We start from the raw sequence: 21,143 nt of genomic DNA, 5'->3' as shown, positions 1-21,143 counted from the left end.
GACTTCGGCGAGGCGAACGTACGGACCCGCGTGCGTGGAGTGCTGAGCGGGGAATGGGGGTTCCTTCTGCCTCGCACGCGGACCCGGCGAAGCCAACTGGAATGGCCAGGCGGCAGCCCCCGGGACCATCACACTGCTGCCTCCCGGCGAGGAACTGGACGGGCGCACCAGCTCGGATTTCGTATGGCTCACGGCCGCCATTCCGCCCGCGGTCTGGGAACACTGCGTGAGCTTGGCTGGAGCGAAGGACCGAGGCCCCCGAGGCCTGACAGTCTGCCAACTCCGGCCTGACGTGTTGGCCCATTTGGAAAGCCGCCTGCGGGAGATCCAGCGCGGTCTGCAGGAAGAGGCATCGGCCATGCCTCCCACCGGGAAGCGCTTCTTCAACGCTGCGGAGGAAACCGCGAGCTTCGTCGCCGGTGCTTTCACCACGGCCTGCGAACTCGCCGTCGGCACCCAAGCGCCCAAGGACTCCCTGCGCAACCGCGCCCGCTTGACTCGCCGGGCCCAGGCATGGCTGCAGGAGCACATGGGTGATGCGGTGCAGGTGCCTGACCTGTGCGAAGCCCTGCACGTCAGCCGCCGCGAGCTGGAGTATGCCTTCCGCTCCGTTCTCGACCAAAGCCCGCGTGATTACCTAGAAGCGCTGCGACTGAATGCGATCCGCCGCGCCCTACTGCGGGCCAATGCGAATAATGCCACGGTCATCGACATCGCCTATGCCCACGGCGTGAATCACCTCAGCCGCTTCGCGGCGAACTACCGGAAGCTCTTCGGGGAGAAGCCCGCTGAGTCCCTGAAAGGCCGATAGGTTATCCGGCGGCAATGACCTCGACCAAGGCGAAGATCCGTGGCGTGACCGCAGGGTCATAGGTTTGCTCGATTACCACTAGATCCCATTCCGCATCGATCACCTTCACGCTCGGCTCCGCTTACGCTTAAAAACCGTGTCAGTACTCAAGCCGGTAGAAGCCACGCCGCAAACCCGGGGCTGGATTGTCGGACGGTGTGTGTTGAAAGTCGCCCATTCCCAAGGCGTCGGCCGTCACGTCGCCCACCCCAACCCACGCCTCGCCCAGACCGGGTGCAAATTTGAGGGGATAGACTGTGAAGGGCGCACCGAGAACGGCGAGCCAGACCGAGCCACCTTCCAGGCGTGAGATTTGCAACTCCGGAGAAATCCCGATGCTGCCATATTCAAAGGCGCCAATGTCCGCGCCATCGCCGCCAGGGGCGTTGGCTCCTGGCAGGTCAAGCGGCTGCATCAAGCCGCGTTGATCGACAAAGGAGGCATTCGAATGGCCTTTGTCGACGGCCACACTGTTAGAGAGCAACGCGTGGGTCTTCGTCGGGCCGCCGTTGTCCAGCAGTGGACCCAGATTCAATGCCGCGGGGGTGACGCCGATTTGATCGGACGACAGCGCCGGGGCGGCAACCGCGCCGGCGGCATTGCCGATGAGGTTGAAGCCGTCCGAGGTGAGCGGCCCGTTCACATCCGGCCCGCTCGGGGAGGTGTTCAGGGCGATGAGCGTGCTCTTGGCCCGGACGATGCCGCCGTTGACGCCGCGAATGCCGCCGCCGATGTCTCCGGAGTTTCCAGTGACGGTGCTATTGGTGAGAGTGACCGAACCCACGTTGGTGATGATGCCGCCGGCGCTGTCGCTATTGCCGCCGGGACCGATGGCCGAGTTCCCGGAGATCGTACTGTGGTCGATCATGACCACTCCGCCGGAATTGAACATAGCGCCGCCGCTGCCGGCGAAAACCGCGTTGCTCACGGAGTTTCCCGAGAGGGTGCTGTGGCTGATCGTCACAATGCCGAAGTCGTTGTGAATGCCACCGCCGTTCTGGGCGGTGTTTCCGGACAAGGTGACGCCGCCGAGCACCAAGCTTGCCACGTTGGCGATTCCACCGCCGTTGCCGTTGGGGACTTTGCCATCAGCGATCGTGAGGCCGGTGATCGTAACGGTGATGCTGGCCGGCGAGATGTTGAAGATGCGGAAATTCCCGGCCGCCGCGCCGCGCTGCACACTCAAGAGATTGGCACCGGGACCGTTGATGGTCAGATTTTTGGTGATCGGCAACTCGCCACTGGTGAGCGTGATCGCACCCCGGACATTCGGTGCAAAGGTGATGATGCTATTCGGGCAGGCATTGGCGATCACGGTGCGCAGCGAGCCCGGACCGCTGTCATTGGTATTGAGGACGAGCGGGGGCGGGTCAACCGAGGTGACCAGCAACACGATCCCGGCCTGACTCGCGACCGACTGCACGGTGAAACCGCAACTGATGATGCTGGAGAAATTCCCGGACTCCGAGTTGCTGGTGATGATGGCAAAAGTATCCCCCACGGTCGGCCTGAACTTGTTGATCAAGGTCACCTTCAAGATGCCGCCGATGGTCGCCTGCCCGGTCACCGCCAATTGGTCATAGCCGCTGCCCGGCGTATAGCCGCCCAACTCGATTTCCAACACGCCGCCGCTCACCTGGGTGTAGTCGCCATTAAAGCTGAGCTTTCCCGCGCTGCTTCCTGGCACCACGGTCCCGCCGCTGTTGACCGTCACCGTGCCGACGGTGCCGGTCCCGGTGAGCCTGCCGCCGCTGTTGACGCTGGTCGCACTGGTGATACTGCCATTGACCAGGAGGGTGCCAGCGTTGATCGCAGTCGCTCCTGAGTAGGTGTTGTTTCCGGTGAGCTTGAGAGTGCCGCTGCCTCCGGTGCTGGATTTGCTGATCCCTCCGGTGCCTGAGATGTTGCCGCTGAGCGTCAAATCAAAGCCCGAGCTTTGCACCACAAGGCCGCCGCTGCCGAGTGAGAAGCCTTTGGTGAAAGTGGTGTTGGCGACGGGCTGAATGGATCCGCCGAGGAAGGTGAGCGGGCCGTTGAGCGTGGGATTCACACCGAGCCGGAGAACGCCGGTGTTGTAAACCGTGATGGCCGCGGCACCCACCACGCCGCCATTCTCGATTTGAAGCGTGCCCGGCCCGCCCGGAGCCGCGCCATTTCCGCCGACGTAGAGATTGATCGCCGTGGTCCAACTCGAGCCGGCACCGCTGACCACCGCGCTGCCCGAGCTGTTCGTCGAGAATCCGAGGTAGCCGTTTCCCGCACTGGCCACCACACCGCCTGCAGTGATTTCGAGCGAGCCGATACCCGAGTTCCCCGACCATACCGAGCCCTCACAATCCCACCGCGAATTTGCGCCGGTCACGGTGACCGATCCGGTAACGCCCGCATTCTGACCGATGAATCCCCGGCGCGTCAGCGCCAGGCCGCCGCCCTCAATGAGCATCCGCCCCGCGGTCGTGTCGCCGATGGAGATGTCACCAAGGGTGCCGCCGGCCAACGGTGCCTGATCGGCGAAGGCAATCTTGAGGCCTGCGGTGGTGGACGAGCCGTTGTTTACCGTGACCAAGCCGCCGCTGAAAACCTTCAGCGAATCGGCATACACGTGGGCGCCAGCGGTGATATTCAGGTAGGCGGACCCGCCGTTGAGGAAGCTCTGCCCGCCGACATCGAATTCGCCGCTATTTTCCCAACCGCTTCCACTTCCGGTCACGGTCACGGTTCCGGACCCACCCGGCGAAGTGCCGATAGCCGCGTAAGCCGACAGGATCCCGGCACCATTGGAAATCGTGAGCGAGGCGGTCCCGGCATCGCCGATCAGGATGTTCGTCATGAGGACCAATGAACCTGCGCCGTTCACGTTCACGGTGCCGTGAGTCAGGGAATTGGACCCGGCGATGAGATACGAATCCACCCCGCCCCAGAAGTCGGCGCTATTCTCAAGGGTCAAGGTGCCTGTCTGCCCCGCGGCGTCGCCGACGTAGGTCTCGATCACCTTGCTCAATCTTCCCCCGTTGGTGATCAACAGAGTGGAATTCCCCGCGGCACCTCCGATGTGGAGTTCCTTCGTTTCGGCATAATACGTCGTCACCAAGGCGGTGACTCCGTTCCCGATGTAGGCGAACGATGTTGCGTCCGGCACGCCGTTGTTCCAATTGCCGGCGATGGACCATTCCCCCAGCCCGCCGTTGGTCCAAGTGGTCGCGCCCGCGGCTGCGCTCGGTTCGGGTTTCAAAAGCGCAAGCAGCGCCACGAGAAGGGCTCCCGAAATTCGCCAGCGTCTAGCCGGGCTCGACTCCATCAGGGGTCCACCACACACCCCGGCGACGAGCCGGGCTCGGGGCCTGCTGAGAATTTCGCAAAGCCGATGGGGTCTGGCCATGGCGGCAAGGGAGGCGACGCTTCATCAAGATGAGGCAAATGGGAAGCCGAACATCCGATCCAAGTAGTGACTTGTATCAGAGCATGCGGCGCTGTCGCCTTGTTTTCTCCCCAATCTTCCTTAAGGGGGGCGGCAGTATCAGAGCCGATTAAAGAGTTCCCGGATAAATTGCGCGGGGTTACCCAAGGGTAAGCGCGCTCACCCTAGGCCATCAACCTGCCGCCCCTTTGGGACTGTAGAGGAAGACGCGGGCGCTATGAAGGCGAGCGTCGATGAGGCACGTGGGCCCTATCAGAACTTCCAATCGCCCTTGTCCAACTCGCAGACACAAGCGACAAGCAGATCGATCGACGCCTGCAGGTCCTTCTTGTGCACGGTCTCGATGGTCTGGTGGATGTGGCGCGTGGGCACGGAGACGGCACCGGCGATCGAGCCGCCGGGGACCATGCGCTGCAGGCCCGCGGTATCGGTGCCGCCGGCGGCGAGGATCTCCGGCTGCCACTTGATCTTGTGCGCATCCGCCGTCTTCTTCATGAAGGCGACCATGCGGTAGTCGCAGATCACGGAGCTATCCATGATCTTGATGCCCGCGCCTTCGCCCAAGGCGGTGCAACGCTCCTGTGGCGTGGAGCCGGGAACGTCATAGGCAATCGTGGTATCGAGGCCGAAGCCGAAGTCCGGCTTGATATCGAGAGCCGAAACATTCGCACCACGCAGGCCGACTTCTTCCTGCACGGTGAAGACGGCGTAAAAGTCGTAGGCGGGCTTCTTCTTGCTCTTCTGCAAGGCACGCAGGGCCTCGATGAGCAGGAAGACGCAGACCCTGTTGTCGAGCGACTTCACGTTCACGCATTCGCCCAGCTCTAACAGCGGGCTCCAGCGCGTGACCGGATTGCCGACTTCGATGAACTTCTCGACCTCCTTCTTGGGCAGGCCGGTATCGATGAAGTAGTCGGTGATCTTGGCCGGCTTGTTGCGATCTTCCGGCTGCATGATGTGGGTGGGCTTCGAGCCCATCACACCGAGGAGGTCTTTCTTGCCGTGGACGATGACGCGCTGGGAAGTCAGCGTCTTGGGATCAAAGCCACCGAGCGGGTTGAAGCGGATGAAACCCTTGTCATCGATGTAGGTGACGATGAAGCCAATCTCGTCCATGTGCGCCGCAGCCATCGCGCGCTTGGCGGAGGACTTGCCCTTCTTGAAGGCGATGACGTTGCCCATGTTGTCGACGCGGATCTCGTCGGCCAGGCCTTGGATTTCCTTGAGGACAAGTTCGCGGATGATCTTTTCGAATCCCGGGGCGCCGGGGGCTTCACAGACACGAGAGAGGAGAGCAACGTCGATAGCCATGGTCCGGACGCTAGGAGGACGGCCCGCGGGCTGGAAACCGGAAAACGCAGGATCAGTGCGATTTTGCCGCTTCCGCCGCAGCTGCCGCCAGCTCCGGGAAAGCGAAGGTAGTCCGCACAGTCCTGTGGGCGGATTTCACCGGGGGCACTCGGAGATGTCGGCAGCCGGGGTAGCTTCGTCCGCTCAGAGGACTGAGCGGACTACTTCGCCAACTTTGGGAAGGCGGCGGCCAGATCAAGCGGATCACCGGTTTCCTTCTGAATCTCCAGCAGGCGCTGGAAAAGCGGCCCGGCGAGGGCATCGCCCTCCGGGGTTCCGGCCAGATCGTGCATCTCGTCGGGATCGGCCTTCAGATCGAAAATCCGGACCACGTCGGCCTTCGGATAGAGAAGGAGCTTCTTGCCATCCTTGCTGACCATCCGCTGCAGGTCGCGGTAAGCGCCGATCACCGCGTCCCGGCGGATCCCCTTCCCTTCCCAGTGCGGCCGCAGGTCCTGGAAGCCGACTTCCGCCGACACCGTGGCACCGGCGAGCTTCAGCGCCGTGGGCATCGCATCCTGGAGGTAGATCGGAGCATCCGTGCGCATGCCCGCAGGCACCCCGGGACCGGCGACGATGAAGGGCACGCGGACGCTGGAGTCGTAGAGATTCTGCTTCCCCATCAGGCCGTGCTCACCGCAGGAGAGCCCGTGGTCCGCGGTGAAGAAAATGTAGGTGTTCTTGGCCGCCGGGCTCTGGTCGAGGGCATCGAGGATCCGGCCGATCTGGGCGTCGAGGTAGGTGATCGCGGCGTAGTATTCGCGGCGATGCGTCTGCACCGCGAAGGGAGTGCGCGGAAAGGGGGCCAGATTCTCGTCCCGCAGCCCCTTGTCCGCTCCCATGGCGGCCCGGTAGGGATAGAGCGGCAGGAAATTCGCCGGCACTTTGATCCGCGAGAGCGGGTATTTGGCCAAGGTCTCCAAGGGCGACTGCCGCGGGTCGTGGGGCGCATTGAAGGCCAGATACATGAACCAAGGGCGCGGGTCAGCATCGCCGAGGAAGGTCGAAAAATCATCCGCGACCACCGAGCTCCAGTGCTCGCCGCCGGTCCACATGCCGCCTTCCTCCGGATCGCTGGCGTTCCAGGTGTCCGGCTTGCCCTCCACCGGACGGAAGTAGGCATTCTGCCGGTCCGGGGCCATGCCGCCGGGCCGGAAGTGGCGGACCTGCTGGAAGACGCCCTCGTGGCTGACCTCGAGGTGCCACTTGCCGGAGAAGCAGGTGCGGTAGCCCTGCGCCGCCATGAGCTGCGGCCAGAGGCGGCCCTGGGCCACAAAATCCTCCTTCAGCTTGGCCTCGGCTTCCTTCGCCTTCCACAGCGGGCGGCCGGTCATGAGCATGGTCCGGCTGGCCACGCAGATGGCACCGTGCCAGCCGCCGGGATTGTAGGCGTGGGTAAAGCTGCAGCCGCGGGCCGCGAGGCGATCGAGATTCGGGGTATCGATGTCCTCCCCGGAGAGGGCATGGACGGCCTTCCAGGTCATGTCATCCGCAAAGAGGTAGAGCACGTTGGGCTTCTCCGCCGCCGGGAGGACGGCCGGGGAGAGAAGGAAGGCGAGCAGGCAGAAAAGGCGGATCACGAGCCCGGATACTTCCCCGCCCGAGGCGAGTTGTCAGTCCCCTGTCCCCGAAAAAGGCGACTATCGGGTCTCCAGAAGCCTTTTTCTGCCAAAAGCATGACAGCATTTGCACGCAAATGACTACCCACAGGTTTTTGAAACGCGGTTGACTCTTGGCCCCGTAAGAGCAGCCCGTTACACCCTGAATCATGCCTGCTGAGCACCTGCCTTTCCGCCTTGATGGACGCGTCGCCTGGATCACCGGATCCAGCCGCGGCCTCGGCCGGATCATCGCCGAGACCCTGGCCGCCGCCGGGGCCAAGACGGTGGTCAATAGCTTCGCGAACAAAGCCGCTGGCGAAGCGGTCGTCGCGGGCATCCTGGCAGCAGGTGGCGAGGCGATGCTGGTCTCCGGCGACGCGATGGACGAAGCCGAGGTGAACCGGATGGCCGGGGAGATCGAGGCGCGCTTCGGGCCAGTCGATATCGTGGTGGCCAATGCCACGCCGCACCAGCCGATGAAGAAGCTGGAGGACTACACCTGGGAAGAGCACGAATCCATGCTCCAAGCCTTCGTGAAGAGCCCCTTCCTGCTGGCCAAGCGGCTGGTGCCCTCCATGAAGGAGCGCTCCCGTGGCCGGATCATCAATATCACCAGCGAGGTCTACCACCTGGGCATGCCGGAATTCAGCGCCTACGTGGCGGCGAAGGGCGGGCAGATCGGCTGGAGCCGCTCGATGGCCAATGAGCTGGCTCCCTTCGGCATCACCGTGAATACCGTGGCCCCCGGCTGGATCCCGGTGGAACGCCACGACGAGGTCGCAGAGGAGCACAAGGCCAGCTACCTGGCCACCGTGCCGCTGGGCCGCTGGGGAACCCCGGCCGATATCGCCCACGCGGTGAACTATTTCGCCTCCTGCGAGGCCTCTTTCCTCACCGGCCAGACCCTGATCGTGAACGGCGGCCGCACCGTCTGGTAAATCTCTAACAAGTGCGGATTTTCCCTTGCCAAATTCGGAGGCTCCCCCTAGTTCTCCGTCCCGCCGAAACAAAGGGCAGGTTCCGGAGCGGTCAAACGGGGCAGACTGTAAATCTGCTGGCTTACGCCTTCAAAGGTTCGAATCCTTTCCTGCCCACCATCTCTCCCCGGGAGAGATGAGTGCGACGAAGAAAAAGCGTCCCCGCCAAGGGACGCTTTTTTCGTGTCTGCTTCTTGCTTCCCGAGTGAGCCACGGCTCGCGCGGGCCGGGTCGATCACTCCTCGAAGGCGCTGGAGACAGGGCGGCCCCAGAATCCCTCCGGAAGTGGCACTCCCAGCAGCCAGAGCGCGGTGGCAGCGGTATCGTACTGGACCACGGGAGCGGTGATGGTCTTGCCGGGCTTCACGCCCTTGCCCCAAGCGATCCAAGGAATGGTGACGTCTTCCGGGGATGAGCTGCCATGGGTGCCACGGGTGATGCCGTTAGAATCCTTGATGTCGTGGCAGCCGTGGTCGGCGGTGAGGATGAAGACGCTGCTGTCCGCGATGCCGGCATTGGCCACGGCGTCGCGGAGAACCTTGAGGGCCTTGTCGGTATCGGCGTAGGCCTGCATTTTCTGCGGGGAATCGATGCCAAATTCGTGGCCTTTCACATCAGGGTCGCCGAAGTGGATAAAGCAGAGGCCCGGCTTGAGAGTGCCGACCTGCTCCGCAAAGTGGCGGGCGACGCTGCCGCAGGTTTCATCGTCCTTCGGATAGACGAAAAGGTCGACGGTCCCCGGAAGATTGAGGTGCTGGAACTTCTCCTTCGCCACAAACATCGCGGTGGAGATGCCCTTTTCCTTGGCCAGGCTGAAGATGGTGGGGACTTTCACTTGGCCGCGCTCGGGCATGTAGCTGTTCCAGTCGATCTGGTGCTTCTGGATGCCCACACCGGTGAGCATGGAGGTATGCGAGGGCAGGGTCAGGCTCGGCACGATGGTGTAAGCCTCCCACGTATGGGCACCTTGGGCGGCCATTTCCTTGTAAACTGGCATGTCGGCCTTGGCGATTCCCGCGGGCGAGGCCTGGTCGAAGCTGACGATGAAGACGTGGTCCGCACGGCTGCCAGCCTGGGCAAGCTGGGCACAGCCGAGGGCAAAGATGGCAAAAGCGGACCGAAAGAGTGAGCGGCTCATGCGGGAATGCTAAGAGAAACAAGGTGGAGGCCGTCAACGGTGCCAACGTGTGTGATTGAACTGTCACGCGCCGTTTGGAGAATCACCACAATGAACCCTAGCCCAGGACCCAAGGCGGCGTTTGACCGCTTGCAGCAGCTGATGACGCCCTCCCCGGTGCCGTCGATTTCGACCGAGCTCCTCACCAGCGCCGACGGCGAGCTCAACTGCGAACTGCGGGATTTCCTCTTCGATCCACCGTCCGATCCCACCCTGCTGGCGGGCAAGCGCATCGCCATCTGCTGCACCAATGGGGTGGAGGAAGTGGAGATCGTGGGGGCGCAGCGCTGGCTGGCCGAGCACGGCGCGACGGTGCATGTCGTATCGCCCCGCATCGGCGAGTTTCATCCCACCCTGGGGCTACGCTTCCCGCCGATGGCTGCGACGCATGTGCTGGCGATCCGGCTGATGGAGAATGCCGGCTGGATCCAAATCGACCGCTACACGGATGAAGTCCAGGCGACCGACTACGATGCCGTGATCCTGCCGGGCGGCTGCTGGAATCCCGATGCTCTGCGAATGGACGAACCTGCACGCGCCTTGGTTCGTGCCATGCACGAATCCGGCAAGCCGACCTGCGCCATCTGCCACGGACAGTGGGTGATGGTGAGCGCTGGCATTCTCAAAGGCAAACGTGCGACCGCGGTGTGGAATATCCACGTGGACCTCGCGAACGCCGGCGCAACGGTGCTCGACGAGCCCTGCGTGGTGGACGGCAACTTGATCACCGCACGCTTCCCCTACGATCTCCCGCGCATGGTCCAAGCGCTGGTGAGGCAGTTGCTGCCCACCACCTGAAATACGGCGGCAGAGAAAGAGGACTCCGCCCCTAAACACGTGTTCCGCAGCGCCTCAAGGACGATGCGGAACCGGTGATCAGCCACGATCTTTTTTTAAGATCCGGTCGCAGCTTCACCCGAGAAGCCGCGACCGGATTTTCTTATCCCGAATTCACAAGCGGCGGGGTTTCCCGACCTCGCCGGCGGTGATGTCTTCAGGATTATTCGGTGGTCGTAACCGAAGCATTCATCTGGATCGTCCGGTCAAGGACGAACGAAACATAGTTCAGGCGCTCAAGGCCGAAGGGAGTCTTGGTCAAGATCTCCATCGTCCAGGTGCCATCGTCGGTGAAAGCCGCATCGTAGTCGACCAGGGTCAGGACCCGGCTCTGAGGCACGGTGTCGTTGATCACGATCGAGGAGCCCGGAACGATGGTTCCCGACTTACCAAGCTGGGGCGAACCCTTGTAAACTTGGGCGTACGTGTGGCTATCCGGATAGAGGTCGTTGAAGGTGAGGGTCACCGAAGGCAGCTTGAAGCGAACCAATTGACCCGGCGTCATGCCGGCAATCGTGGCGTCCGCCACCGGCCAGATCTGGATGAACTGTGAGCTCAACTGCAACTCAGGCGCCTGGTAGTCCTCCAGCGAGAACACCGAGAAGCGCTCTTCACCGCGGACCTTTGCGCGGTTGGTGCCCGGCACGGAATTGATCGCGAAGCTGTAGGTGTGGCCACCATTGGTCGTGATCGGATCGTTCATCAGGAGGGTGGCCTGGGTACGATTTAAGCCGAGCCCGGTACCCGTCGCCCCGTACGATTGCACGTGGCGCAGGAAGTTCACCATCGTCGCCGCTGCCGGAGCATTCGGATCGTTGGTCTTGAGGCCATCCACGGCGACCGAAACGGTATAGGGCCGGTCTGCCCGCGTCCGCGGGATCACCGCATACGGATCTTCCGAGGTGATGGTCACGTTCGCCATCGGCACGTAAGCTCCAACGTAGCGGGATTCCAACAGGTAGCTCGCCGCCGTGACATTGTTCACAGTCCACAGCTCGAATTGCGCGCCGCCCGGGTTAATGGCCAGCGGCGACAAGCCCTCGCCGACCGTGTTCACCGGCATGTCCCAGACCACACCTGTCGGCAGCTGCTTCTGGCGGATGAAGTTTGCGTAGTTCGTGGACTGCGCGTGCAGGAGTGGGCAGGCTGCCAGAGCGATGCCAATGAAGAGAGGGAAGGTTTTCATGGTTTCTTCTGGGAGGCGGTTGCGGTGTTGGAGGCGGTCTTGGAGTCGGCAGCGGCTTTGGGGTCGGCCTTCGGATCGGCAGGCGGAGGAGTCTTGAGCGGCAGCACCGAGATCGGGCCGGTTTTGTAGGTGGCGACCACGAGGCTGGTGCTCTTGGTCACTTGTTTTTCGACTTCTTCCGCCAAGGCTTGGTTACCCTCGGCCTGAATCCGGCTGACTTCCACAGTGGTGATCCAAGCGCGATTGACGGCGAAGAAGTCACCCCAAGTCATCAGGGTTGCACCCGGGGTGAACTTGAGCCGATCCGCCAGGTTGGCGGGGATATGCAGGATCGCCCGCTTCGGGACCAAGGTGGAGCGCCCGTTGAAGGACAAGAAATCAGACGTGGCGGTGATGTCCTCGGAAGGGGCCTCCTTCGAAGGATCGGGAGCTTCCTTTGCCCGGACCACGGCGGTAGGATACTGCTTTGCAGCTTGGGCATGCATCTCGGCGATCTGGTCGCCGGTCAGGCTATCCCGCATCTCCGTTTGTTCGGCGCGGACTTGGCCGGCAATCGAACCCGCGGCCAAGCAGGCCAGGGAGAGTAAGTGGCAAGTTCTCATGGCGGGCCTGATTAGCGGATTTCGTCGTCAACGCCGCCCGAAGGATCGACTGCGCCGTTCGGACCACCCTTGCCTTGGCCGGGGTTGGAAGAGTCCACGCCGTCGAGGTTATTGCCGTGGCCATTGTTCGGATGGTTGCGGCTGAAGGTTAGCAACACCGCCTGGTCCTGATAGTCGAAGCAGGGCTGGCTGTGATTGGTCTGGCCCAGTTCAAAGAGAACCAGAACGCTCAAGGGCCCGATCTTCGCGCGGTTCGTGGTGTCGAAGTATGGCTTGAGATAGCTGGCCATGTTGGAGGCCGAGAAACTCGATCCCACCGGAAGAAGGTCACCGTTGACCAGGGAGACCACCTGCAGGTTGGCGCTCTTCGTGGTGTAGAAGTTGCTCCAGCCGCTGCCTTGGACAAAGCGACCACCCAGATCCAGCCGCTGCCCCGCGCGAAGCTTCTTGATGTAGAGCTTTTGCGAGGAATTGACCGCCGCCTGGGTGCCGTAGAAGAGCTGGACGAAGGTGCTTCCATCCACGCTCAGGCGCAGATCGGTAGCAGGCGGCGTGTAATTGGGCGTGTTCGAGCAGGTCGTGGGGCCGGTGCCGATGATCTGCACGGTGACATAGACATCCTGCGACGGGATGATGGTGCCCGGCGGATTGACCACTGCCGCAGTATCGGTGCCGGTCGTGTTGTTGCCGTTCCCGTTGCCGTTTCCGCCCAGACTGCCGATCACCTTCGAGGGGTGCATCATGCTCCAGGTGAGCGTCGGGTGGGTGCCGGTCTGGACCAGGGTTGGGAAGGCGGTCAGGGTTCCCACGGGAATCAGCGGGTCACTGACTTGTCCGTGAGCGAGCCCCGCCATCGATAGCGGGGCTACTATGGCCGCAGCGATGGCGGCGAGTCGGGTGGTTTTCATGGCTGGTGTGTTTGGGTGTGAGTGGGACTTGAAGCGGCCCGGGCTCCTTAGCGGTGCTTTCGCCCGAAGGGACGGGCGGAGCGGGCGAAGCCCTGGGTCAGGGCGGAGGAGAGCGGGACAATGCTCTCCTTGAGGACAGGTGCAGAAACACCTCCACAACCTGCCGCATCACCGCGCTGGCCAAGATCGGCACCATCGGGGGACGTGCCCCGCAAGATGGACGGGGGCACGAATGGGCCGAAGCGCGCGCAGGGCGCGGACAGACCGGTAGCGACGGCTGCCGGACAGGCAGCCAGACGGCTGGTTTTCATGGCTGGTTGTGGGTGAACACCAAGCCCGTACGCTTTTCCTGATCCCGCGACCGTGGGACAAGCCGCGAGGTAGGATCCATTGAGCTGGCTACCGGAGGTGGGACTCCTGTGGCTCCTCTCGAGAACCAGTCACATGACCGGGTCTCAGGACAGCATCAGAACTTTTGTGCAGGGGTGACGATTTCTCGTCCGGGTGCGCAAAACTGCTAGAGAAGAGCCAAGCAACTTGCGAGGGCGCGCAGCGCCCATCCCGCAAGCGCTTGAAGAAGGGCTCCAATTCTCCCTATCCTTTGAAAATCAACATATTACTGGCCGGTCTCCTCATCCTGGCCGCCGAAGCGGCACCGCCGCAAATGGCGACAGGGGTCCCGGCTTTCCTGGATACCAACGGCGACGGAAAGATTTCCGATGCCGAAAAACAGGCCTTCAACCAGTCCCGGGCCCAAGGCCGGGACAAGGACGCGAACCCCAATTCGGCCAACAGCGCCGTCAACTGGGACACCAATGGCGACGGCACGGTGGATGATACCGAGCGCTTGGCGGCGGTAGCGACCCTCAAGAGCCGCATGAAAGTCAGGCTGGCCTACCTGTTTCTGGATCTGGCTGGCGACGACGAGCGGCTCAATTTGGAGGAGTTCTCGTCCCTGCCGCAATTCAAGGCCGCCTCGCCCCAGCCGGCGGCAAACCTCTTCAAGCGTCTGGACGAAAACAACGACGGCTACGTCACGATTGAAGAGTTCTTCAAGCAAACCGGAAGAGGCGGCCCCCCGTCCCATGCGCAGGGAGGCAAGTGAGCTTCCTGATTTGAACCCATGAGGAGACGCCCTACCGACTCGTGACCGTTTGCCGTGCCATTAGCGTTGTTTTGCTGCTTTTGACCTGCCTGTCAAAAGCCGGAACCCTGTACTCGACGCAGTTCGAGGAGTTCACTGCGGGCGACAACCGCTGGTCGGGAACCGGCGGCTGGGTAGCGACGGCCACCAGCGGTGGAGTGCAAGGCATCTCACAAGATCCGGTGGCTGATCTGCCGCTGGGGAAGGCAGCGTTCTTGGGTTACGCCAGACCCAGCTCGGCGTCCATCGCGGTCTACCGGCCGATCAACCACAACCCCGCGACCAGTGGAGCCTCCCGGATCGAGTTCGATTCGCTGCTCGGGGTCCAAGATTCGACCGGCACTCACCGCGATCGCTTCTACATTTCCTTTTACAACATGACCGGGGATTTCCTCGGAGCGGTGATTTTCGACAACACCACCGGGAAAGTCCTTTCGGACGACGGGGTCACGGTCCGCGATACGGGAGTGGAGTTTCTGCGGGGCGACCAGATTTTCGGGATCGCCGCCTTGCAGATCTTGAAGGTGGGCATCGATCTGGACCTCAACCAGTGGGAGGCGAGCTTGGATTCAGTTCCCCTCTTCAAGCAGAAGTTCAACTCTGCGCAGAAGGCCCTGACTCTCGGGTCGGTCGCCGTGGAGTGGGACATCGCCGCCGGAGCTCCCGGACAAGCGGGCGACAACTGGATGCTGGTCGCGGATTGGCTGGTGGCCTCGATTCCACCGGGTCCCTTCAAGGTGAATTCCTTCGCCCGCAGCGGCGAGGGCCAAGGATTGCTGAGTTGGCCGAGCGACACGGGCTTCGACTACCAGGTCCAGTACTCCGAGGATCTCAAGACCTGGAAGAGCGATCTGCTCGGCTCGCGATTCGCAGCAATCAAGACCCAAGGCACGCTTTCATTCAACGATCCGTCTCCCACCCAAGCCACGGGAAGATACTACCGCGTGCTGCGCTTGCCCACTCCCTGAACGGATGATCCACGCCTTCCAGCCCCAGCCATTTCCGGACTCGCCGCTATCGGCGCGGGAGCTGCTGGGTTCGCTGGCGGATGGCCTGATCGAGCCAGCGCCGTGCGAAGCCGATGACGCACCGGCCGCTAAAAAGCCCGAGGCCGCATCGCTTGGCATCAGCGATCCGGCGAGGGAAATCTCCGGTGAACTCTTGCACCGGGCCAGCAAGGGTGACGCCCAAGCCGGGAAAGAGATCGTCGAATCGCTGCACCCGATGGTCAGCCGCCTGGTGAAGGGCCAGATCCGGCGCCATGCCGACCTCGAGGATGTGGTCCAAGAGGTGTTCCTGAAGGTCTTCGCAAAGCTGCACCAATTCCGCGGCCCCCAGCCCTTCAGCCACTGGGTCAGCCGCCTGAGCGTGACCACCTGCTACGATTGGCTGCGGCGCCAGAAGGCGCGTCCGGCGGTGATGGCCAGCGATCTCTCGGAACCCGAGAGGCATGCACTGGAGCAAACCCTGGCCAACGAAAGTGGCGAGGCTTCCGCGACCCGTTCGGATCTGATGATCGGCTTGCTCGACCGCCTGATTGCTTCGCTGAAGCCGCAGGAGCAGATCGTGATTCGTTTGTTAGATCTTGAAGAACGCGCGGTGGCAGAAGTCTCCGAGCTCACCGGCTGGGGTCATTCCAAGATCAAGGTCACCGCCTTCAGGGCCCGCAAGAAACTCAGCTCGCTGCTGCAATCCCTCGATCCTCCATGAACGACGGCACCCATTCCTGGAAACGTTTCGCGACGGCGGTCCGGCAACTCGATGCCGACACCGCGAACACCGGCGATCAAGCGGCCCCACCGATCCCGTGGCTGCCTCATCTTTCCGAGCAGGTCCATGCGTTTCTGATCCGCCTGATCTGGAAGCGATGGGCTCTGGTCGGGATCCTCATCTCGCTCGCCGTTCTGGGAGGATTCTTCCTCGCTTCACACCCTGCGGCCCCCGCCGCGCCATTACCCGCAATCCCTGTCCCCTCCGTCCCGTGAAACCAAGTCTCAGCGATCATCTCACCATTCTCTGCGCGCTCCTCACGGTCTTCGCCTGCGGCTTTGGCGCAGGCCACCTTTCGGGCAAGAAGGAGATCAAGGCCAAGCCTGAAGCGAACGCGTACTGGGAAGTGGAGACGCTGTCCCTCCTGAAGTCCTCCCTGGACCTGGACCCACGGGAAAAGGAAGTCGTCGAAACGGAGATCAAGCGGACCGCCACGGACATCCGGCTCAAGCGCGAGGAGACCATACTCGTTTACCACGAAAAAATCTCGGAGCTGTATGAGCGGCTGATCGCGCAGCTCGGTGACTCGAACGCTTCGCGACTCAAGGAAGAGAAGCGCACACTCGACGAGAAGATCCAGAAGCTCCGCCCTACAACCTGAGCAGCCCCCGCATGTTGCACCGTCTCAATTTCATTACCGGAATCGTGATGCTCATCGTCGCGGGTACGCTGGTATTCGTGGTGACCAAGGGTGATGACGCATCTCCTGCTGCGACCACGGACAGTCGTGATCCCGAAATGGCAACGCTGGACCCGGGCGCAAGATACAAGGTGTCGCGCGCAGAACCCCGCACTCCCCAGCCAAAAGCAGCTTCCGGCCGGCGTGAAGCCTTTCGAGCCGCGACCAAGGCGGACCCGCGGATGCCCAAGCCCGGTCAACTCCGCTCAGACCTGAGAATTCAGATCGACCCGCCAAACTCCCAGCACGAGGACTTGGAGCAGCGCGCCCAGCGCGTGGAGGCCTTCGCCTTGCGACGACTCGGAGCATTGACCGCGCAACTCGACCTGACTGCCGAGCAACAGGCGCGGATCTTCCCGATCCTCGCGCGGGGCTCCCAATCCTACGATCCGCGGATGCAGATTGTGACCGGCAGCCAAGCTCGCCCGATCACAACGGGTGAAGACGCCGTAGCCAGCGTGCCGATCGATAAATCCCAGGAGCAAGCGCTGGTGGACAAAGAGCTGAACAGCACTCAATCCGCCGAGCTGGTGAATCAATCGATCCAAGACCTGCTGGTCTGGGAAGAGATCATCGACGGTCTGTCGAATCAATTGGACCAGGCCACCCCTGGCCAAGTCGACGAAGCATCTGGCGGTACTTCGACCGAAGTGCCGGCAGTCGAGGCACCTGCGGCAGCCACCCCGGTTCCAGCAGCTGATCCAGTCGCAGCGCCGGAATCGCACGGCGGCAGGAACCTCTTCGACCAGTCGACACCGGCAAACTAGGGCATTGTTAGACAAGCCGCAGCCCCTTTCCCTCCGCCTCGAGATGGCGTCAGTTCAGGGGAGTCCGGAGACCGGAGACCGGGACAACCTCGTTGAGGTTGAATGGTTTTGCGGCCACCCTCGGGCTATCGATTGCCGTTCCTGGAATTCAAGTGGTCTGGCCAAGAACCAGCGTAGGGCGATAAGCCACGGAGGGCAGTGCCATCTCAGAACCGCCCTTGGAAAGCGCTAGGGCCATCTCCCCGGCCTTTCTGCCCATCTCATACGATGGAATCTGCATGGTGGTCAGCCGCTGCCAGGCGCAGAGCGAGGCATAGTCACCATTGAAGCTGGCGATTGCGAGCTCATGTGGCACCCGCACCCCACGATCGTAAGCGGTGCGTCCGACGAGATTGGACAAGTCATCGTCGTAGGCTATCACCGCATCGTGCTGGCGGATCTTCTGCCAATCTTCATCGCTGAGTTCGACATCAGGACCGGCCACGACGCTGGTGCTTACGACATGCAGCGAGGGCTTGAGCTTGGCCGCGCGCATCTCCTGGCGGTAGCCGGATTCACGGTCGGCGGCGCTATGGTGCATCTTCTTCACTGGTGCCCCGCCCTCGAGGCGATGCAGGAAGCCGATCTTCCGGTAGCCCTTGCCGATGAGATGCTTCGTTAGTTCCGCGGCCGCCCATTCATCGTCCACGTAGACGGAATTCGTCTCGTGACGGTCATTGAGGAAGATCACCGGCAGGCGTGCCGCTGCCACCCGTTCGTAGATTTGGCGGGCGAGCTTGTTGTAGCTTTCGATCACCAGCGCATCGAGGTTGCGCTCGGTGAAGACCGTTGGCATCGCCTTGGAAATATCGTCGATGCTGACGGGCAGCCGGATCAGGGTGATCCGCGAGCCATGCGCCTCCGCAATGTCGTGAACGCCGGCCAGGTAGCCAGTCGGCGAGCTCGTGAAGAGACCGGTCTTGGCGGTAAAGTAGCCGATGGTGTCGAAGCTATTCGAGCGGATCGAGCGCGCGCCGGCATGAGGCTGGTAGTTCAGCTCGACGGCGATGCGCTTGATCTTGTCGATCGTTTCCTGCTGGAGCTTGATATTCGACTTCGGGTGCGGCCGGAGCGCCTGCGAGACCGCGGCAGTGCTCAGGCCCGCGGCCTTGGCAATGTCCTTGATTGTGGCTCGTCGGGGCAGGCTCATCAGTCGGATTCCCGCATACCCGGCAGCAATAGCGGCCTGCCCGGCGCGGTGCAGCGGAAACTAGGGCAGGAGGCCAGGCAGGTCGAGCACTCGCCGCGACAGGCAGCTTCCTTGACAAACATTTCGTTCCGCCCTCCGTATCAAGTGCTTCCGGAAAACATTCGCGCGCCAGCCATCCACCCCGACAACCCATGAAACCCAAGGCCACCCGCATCCTGACGACTCTTCTTCTGGCATTCGCCCTCGCCGGCTGCAAAGGCGGTGGCGGATCTTCGGGGAAAAAGCTGAAGCTCGCCTTCGTTCCTAACAACTCGGCCACCTTCTGGGTCATCGCCCGTGCGGGCTGCGAGCAAGCCGCCAAGGAACTTCCGAATGTGGAGGTCGATTTCCGGATGCCCTCCACCGGCGGTGCCGGCGAGCAGCAGCAGATCATGGACGATCTGGTCGCCAAGGGCATCGATGGCATCGCCGTGAGCCCGATCGATCCGGCCAACCAGACCGCCTTCCTCGACAAGATCGCCGGGCAGACCTTGTTGGTCTGCCACGACAGCGATGCGCCGAAGAGCAAGCGCGTCTGCTACATCGGCACCGACAACTTCGCTTCCGGCGTCGAGGCCGGCAAGCTGCTCAAGGAAGCGCTGCCAAACGGCGGCAAGATCATGGCCTTCGTCGGCAATGCCGATGCTGACAACGCGCAGGAGCGCTACAAGGGCATCAAGAAGGAACTCGAAGGCAGCAAGATCGAGGTGATCGACCTGCGCAGCGATGACATCGACATCGTCCGCGCGCAGAAGAACGCGGAAGACACCCTGGTCAAGTATCCGGACATCGCGGGAATGGTCGGCCTGTATGCCTACAATGGTCCCGCGATTCTCAATGCCGTGCGCTCCGCGAACATGGTGGGCAAGGTGAAGATCGTCTGCTTCGACGAAGACGATGCGACGCTCAGCGGCGTGGCCGCCGGTGAGATCCACGGCACGGTGGTGCAACAACCCTTCGAATTCGGCAAGCAGGCGATCACCCGGATGGCGAAGCATCTTGCCGGCGACAAGGAAGCTCTCGCTGGCGGCAGGCAGATCGTGCCGACCCGCAGCTTGCGGAAGGACGACATCGCCGGATTCAAGGCCGAGCTTTCCAAGATCACCGGCAAGTGAGCTCCGGCGCTTCCATGGCCCCGCTGCTGGAGATGCGGGGCATTTCCAAGCGTTTCCCCGGCGTTATCGCGCTCGACCAGGTTTCGCTGGCGGTGGGCCGGGGAGAGGTCCTCGCGCTCTGCGGCGAGAACGGCGCGGGGAAGTCCACGCTGATGAAGATCCTCGGCGGCGTCTATCAGCCGGAGGAAGGCGAACTCTTTGTCGATGGCAAGCCGGTGAAGATCTCCGGCGTCACCGACTCGATGGCCTTGGGGATCGCCTTCATCCATCAGGAGCTCAACAACCTCGATAACCTCGACATCGCGGCGAACATCTTCCTCGGGCGCGAGCCGCGGAATCGCCTGGGTCTCATCGATCGCCGGAAGATCCATGCCGATGCGGAGCCGCTGCTAAGACGCCTGGGACTCGACATGCCGAGCACCACGCCGCTCGGCGAGCTGTCACTCGCTCGACAGCAATTGGTGGAAGTCGCCAAGGCGCTCTCGCTCGACGCCAAGGTGATCATCATGGATGAGCCAACCTCGAGCCTGACCTTGGCCGAGACCGAGCGCTTGCTGGAAGTGATCGCGGAGCTGAAGGGCCAGGGGGTGAGCATCATCTACATCTCGCACCGACTCGCGGAAGTCACGCACTGCGCGGATCGCGTGGAGGTGCTGCGCGATGGCAAGAATGCCGGCGGCCTTGCCAAGAACGAGATCGATCACGACAGCATCGTCGCGAAGATGGTCGGCCGTGAAATCAACTATGCCCGCAGTAGTCCTCCGGCCGCGGAGGCAAAGGGACACCTGGAAGTCCGCAGCGCCCGCTCTGGCCGCTTCCCGGCCCAGTGCTTGTCCTTCGATGCCGGACGCGGCGAGATCCTCGGCTTCGCCGGCCTCGTTGGGGCAGGTCGCTCGGAGATCATGAAGGCGATGGTGGGTCTGGATCCCGATGGCTCGGCGGAAGTCAGCCTCGGCGGCGAGAGATTGAAGATCCGTCACTCCAGGGACGCCATCAGTCATGGCATCTTCCTAGTCCCGGAAGACCGCAGGAAAGAGGGCCTGATCACGGACATGAGCGTGCGGGAAAACATCACGCTGCCCGACCTCCGTAGCTACGCCAGCCAAGGCCTGCTCTCCAGGACCCGCGAAACCCGAGCGGCCCAAGAGCAGATTGGGAAGCTGGCGATCAAGACACCCGGCCCCGAAGCGATGGTGCGAAATCTCAGCGGCGGCAACCAGCAGAAGGTCGCCATCGGCAAATGGCTCGCGATGAGCCCGAAGGTCCTGATCCTTGATGAGCCGACCCGGGGCATCGATATCGGCGCCAAGGCCGAGATCTATGCGCTCATGCGCGCGCTCGCCGCGGATGGCGCGGTGGTAATCGTCGTCAGCAGTGACATGGAGGAACTCCTGCACATCAGCCACCGCATCGCCGTGATGCACGAAGGCCGGATCACCGGCTTCCTCGATCACTCCGCCTGCACCGAGCAGAACGTCATGCAGCTCGCCGTGGGCCGCAGCGTCTCCGCTGCCATACCTCCCCTATCGTAACG

General features: G+C 62.6%; 20 protein-coding genes and 1 tRNA gene. 12 read left to right on the top strand and 9 right to left on the bottom strand.

Annotated features, from left to right (window positions below; translation table 11 throughout):
* Positions 1–292: 292 nt before the first annotated feature.
* Entirely contained in the window at positions 293–811 is a 519-nt protein-coding gene (locus BV071_RS20675; protein ID WP_265594699.1) for a helix-turn-helix domain-containing protein, read from the top strand.
* Between the two features lie 139 nt (positions 812–950).
* On the opposite strand, the gene BV071_RS20670 is transcribed toward BV071_RS20675, so the two are convergent.
* The 3 genes from BV071_RS20670 to BV071_RS20660 form a co-directional block, all read right to left on the bottom strand.
* On the bottom strand, positions 951–4,082 hold the full coding sequence (locus BV071_RS20670; protein WP_265594698.1) for a choice-of-anchor Q domain-containing protein: 3,132 nt from the start codon (positions 4,080–4,082) through the stop codon (positions 951–953).
* Between the two features lie 438 nt (positions 4,083–4,520).
* Positions 4,521–5,579 carry a M42 family metallopeptidase gene (locus BV071_RS20665; protein WP_035611385.1) on the bottom strand — a complete coding sequence of 353 codons (1,059 nt, stop codon included), beginning with the start codon at positions 5,577–5,579 and terminating at the stop codon, positions 4,521–4,523.
* A 200-nt stretch (positions 5,580–5,779) separates the two neighbouring features.
* On the bottom strand, positions 5,780–7,198 hold the full coding sequence (locus BV071_RS20660) for a sulfatase-like hydrolase/transferase (protein ID WP_035611383.1): 1,419 nt from the start codon (positions 7,196–7,198) through the stop codon (positions 5,780–5,782).
* Positions 7,199–7,386: 188 nt separating this feature from the next.
* Here BV071_RS20660 and BV071_RS20655 point away from each other — a divergent pair, with 188 nt between their 5' ends.
* The gene (locus BV071_RS20655; protein WP_265594697.1) at positions 7,387–8,157 is read left to right on the top strand and encodes an SDR family oxidoreductase; all 771 of its coding nucleotides are present in this window, start codon (positions 7,387–7,389) and stop codon (positions 8,155–8,157) included.
* A 73-nt stretch (positions 8,158–8,230) separates the two neighbouring features.
* A tRNA-Tyr gene (locus BV071_RS20650) sits at positions 8,231–8,316 on the top strand.
* A 115-nt stretch (positions 8,317–8,431) separates the two neighbouring features.
* Here the strand turns inward: BV071_RS20650 and BV071_RS20645 are convergent.
* Complete coding sequence (locus BV071_RS20645; protein WP_052573677.1) at positions 8,432–9,334, bottom strand: alkaline phosphatase family protein; 903 nt, start codon at positions 9,332–9,334, stop codon at positions 8,432–8,434.
* Positions 9,335–9,475: 141 nt separating this feature from the next.
* Here BV071_RS20645 and BV071_RS20640 point away from each other — a divergent pair, with 141 nt between their 5' ends.
* Positions 9,476–10,171 (top strand): DJ-1/PfpI family protein, encoded by a 696-nt coding sequence (locus tag BV071_RS20640; protein ID WP_052573676.1) that lies wholly within the window; start codon positions 9,476–9,478, stop codon positions 10,169–10,171.
* Between the two features lie 202 nt (positions 10,172–10,373).
* Here BV071_RS20640 and BV071_RS20635 read toward each other — a convergent pair whose 3' ends face one another.
* From BV071_RS20635 to BV071_RS35610, 4 genes are read right to left on the bottom strand one after another with little or no spacing between them, the layout of a single operon-like run.
* Positions 10,374–11,396 carry a hypothetical protein gene (locus tag BV071_RS20635; protein WP_035611381.1) on the bottom strand — a complete coding sequence of 341 codons (1,023 nt, stop codon included), beginning with the start codon at positions 11,394–11,396 and terminating at the stop codon, positions 10,374–10,376.
* Positions 11,393–11,998, bottom strand: a complete 606-nt coding sequence (locus BV071_RS20630; RefSeq protein ID WP_035611379.1) for a hypothetical protein — start codon at positions 11,996–11,998, stop codon at positions 11,393–11,395. Before BV071_RS20630 ends, BV071_RS20635 begins: the two co-directional genes overlap by 4 nt.
* Before the next feature lie 11 nt (positions 11,999–12,009).
* Complete coding sequence (locus BV071_RS20625) at positions 12,010–12,906, bottom strand: hypothetical protein (RefSeq protein WP_265594696.1); 897 nt, start codon at positions 12,904–12,906, stop codon at positions 12,010–12,012.
* Between the two features lie 47 nt (positions 12,907–12,953).
* Complete coding sequence (locus tag BV071_RS35610; protein WP_265594695.1) at positions 12,954–13,217, bottom strand: hypothetical protein; 264 nt, start codon at positions 13,215–13,217, stop codon at positions 12,954–12,956.
* 260 nt (positions 13,218–13,477) lie between these two features.
* Here BV071_RS35610 and BV071_RS20620 point away from each other — a divergent pair, with 260 nt between their 5' ends.
* The 6 genes from BV071_RS20620 (at position 13,478) to BV071_RS20595 (ending at position 17,266) form a co-directional block, all read left to right on the top strand.
* Positions 13,478–14,011 (top strand): EF-hand domain-containing protein, encoded by a 534-nt coding sequence (locus BV071_RS20620; protein ID WP_035611375.1) that lies wholly within the window; start codon positions 13,478–13,480, stop codon positions 14,009–14,011.
* A gap of 80 nt (positions 14,012–14,091) precedes the next feature.
* Positions 14,092–15,018: a hypothetical protein gene (locus tag BV071_RS20615; RefSeq protein WP_265594694.1), complete on the top strand. Its 927-nt coding sequence runs from the start codon at positions 14,092–14,094 to the stop codon at positions 15,016–15,018.
* A gap of 4 nt (positions 15,019–15,022) precedes the next feature.
* A complete protein-coding gene (locus BV071_RS20610) occupies positions 15,023–15,760 on the top strand; it encodes an RNA polymerase sigma factor (RefSeq protein ID WP_052573675.1) in 738 nt (245 codons plus the stop codon).
* Entirely contained in the window at positions 15,757–16,035 is a 279-nt protein-coding gene (locus BV071_RS20605) for a hypothetical protein (protein WP_035611372.1), read from the top strand. Before BV071_RS20610 ends, BV071_RS20605 begins: the two co-directional genes overlap by 4 nt.
* Positions 16,032–16,421, top strand: a complete 390-nt coding sequence (locus BV071_RS20600) for a hypothetical protein (RefSeq protein WP_035611369.1) — start codon at positions 16,032–16,034, stop codon at positions 16,419–16,421. Before BV071_RS20605 ends, BV071_RS20600 begins: the two co-directional genes overlap by 4 nt.
* Positions 16,422–16,432: 11 nt before the next feature.
* A complete protein-coding gene (locus BV071_RS20595; RefSeq protein ID WP_035611367.1) occupies positions 16,433–17,266 on the top strand; it encodes a hypothetical protein in 834 nt (277 codons plus the stop codon).
* Positions 17,267–17,414: 148 nt separating this feature from the next.
* Here the strand turns inward: BV071_RS20595 and BV071_RS20590 are convergent, their stop codons facing one another.
* Positions 17,415–18,455 (bottom strand): LacI family DNA-binding transcriptional regulator, encoded by a 1,041-nt coding sequence (locus tag BV071_RS20590; RefSeq protein ID WP_035611365.1) that lies wholly within the window; start codon positions 18,453–18,455, stop codon positions 17,415–17,417.
* A gap of 191 nt (positions 18,456–18,646) precedes the next feature.
* On the opposite strand from BV071_RS20590, the gene BV071_RS20585 reads away from it, so the two are divergent.
* Both BV071_RS20585 and BV071_RS20580 read left to right on the top strand, forming a co-directional pair.
* Positions 18,647–19,609 carry a sugar-binding protein gene (locus tag BV071_RS20585; RefSeq protein WP_035611363.1) on the top strand — a complete coding sequence of 321 codons (963 nt, stop codon included), beginning with the start codon at positions 18,647–18,649 and terminating at the stop codon, positions 19,607–19,609.
* Positions 19,606–21,141 (top strand): sugar ABC transporter ATP-binding protein, encoded by a 1,536-nt coding sequence (locus BV071_RS20580; protein WP_265594693.1) that lies wholly within the window; start codon positions 19,606–19,608, stop codon positions 21,139–21,141. The genes BV071_RS20585 and BV071_RS20580 overlap by 4 nt, the downstream gene beginning before the upstream one ends.
* The last annotated feature ends 2 nt before the right edge of the window (positions 21,142–21,143 follow it).

The organism is Haloferula sp. BvORR071 (genome assembly GCF_000739615.1).
Lineage (GTDB): Bacteria > Verrucomicrobiota > Verrucomicrobiia > Verrucomicrobiales > Akkermansiaceae > Haloferula.
The sequence above is the reverse complement of the archived record's forward strand: the minus strand, read 5'-3'. Positions and strand labels throughout refer to the sequence as shown.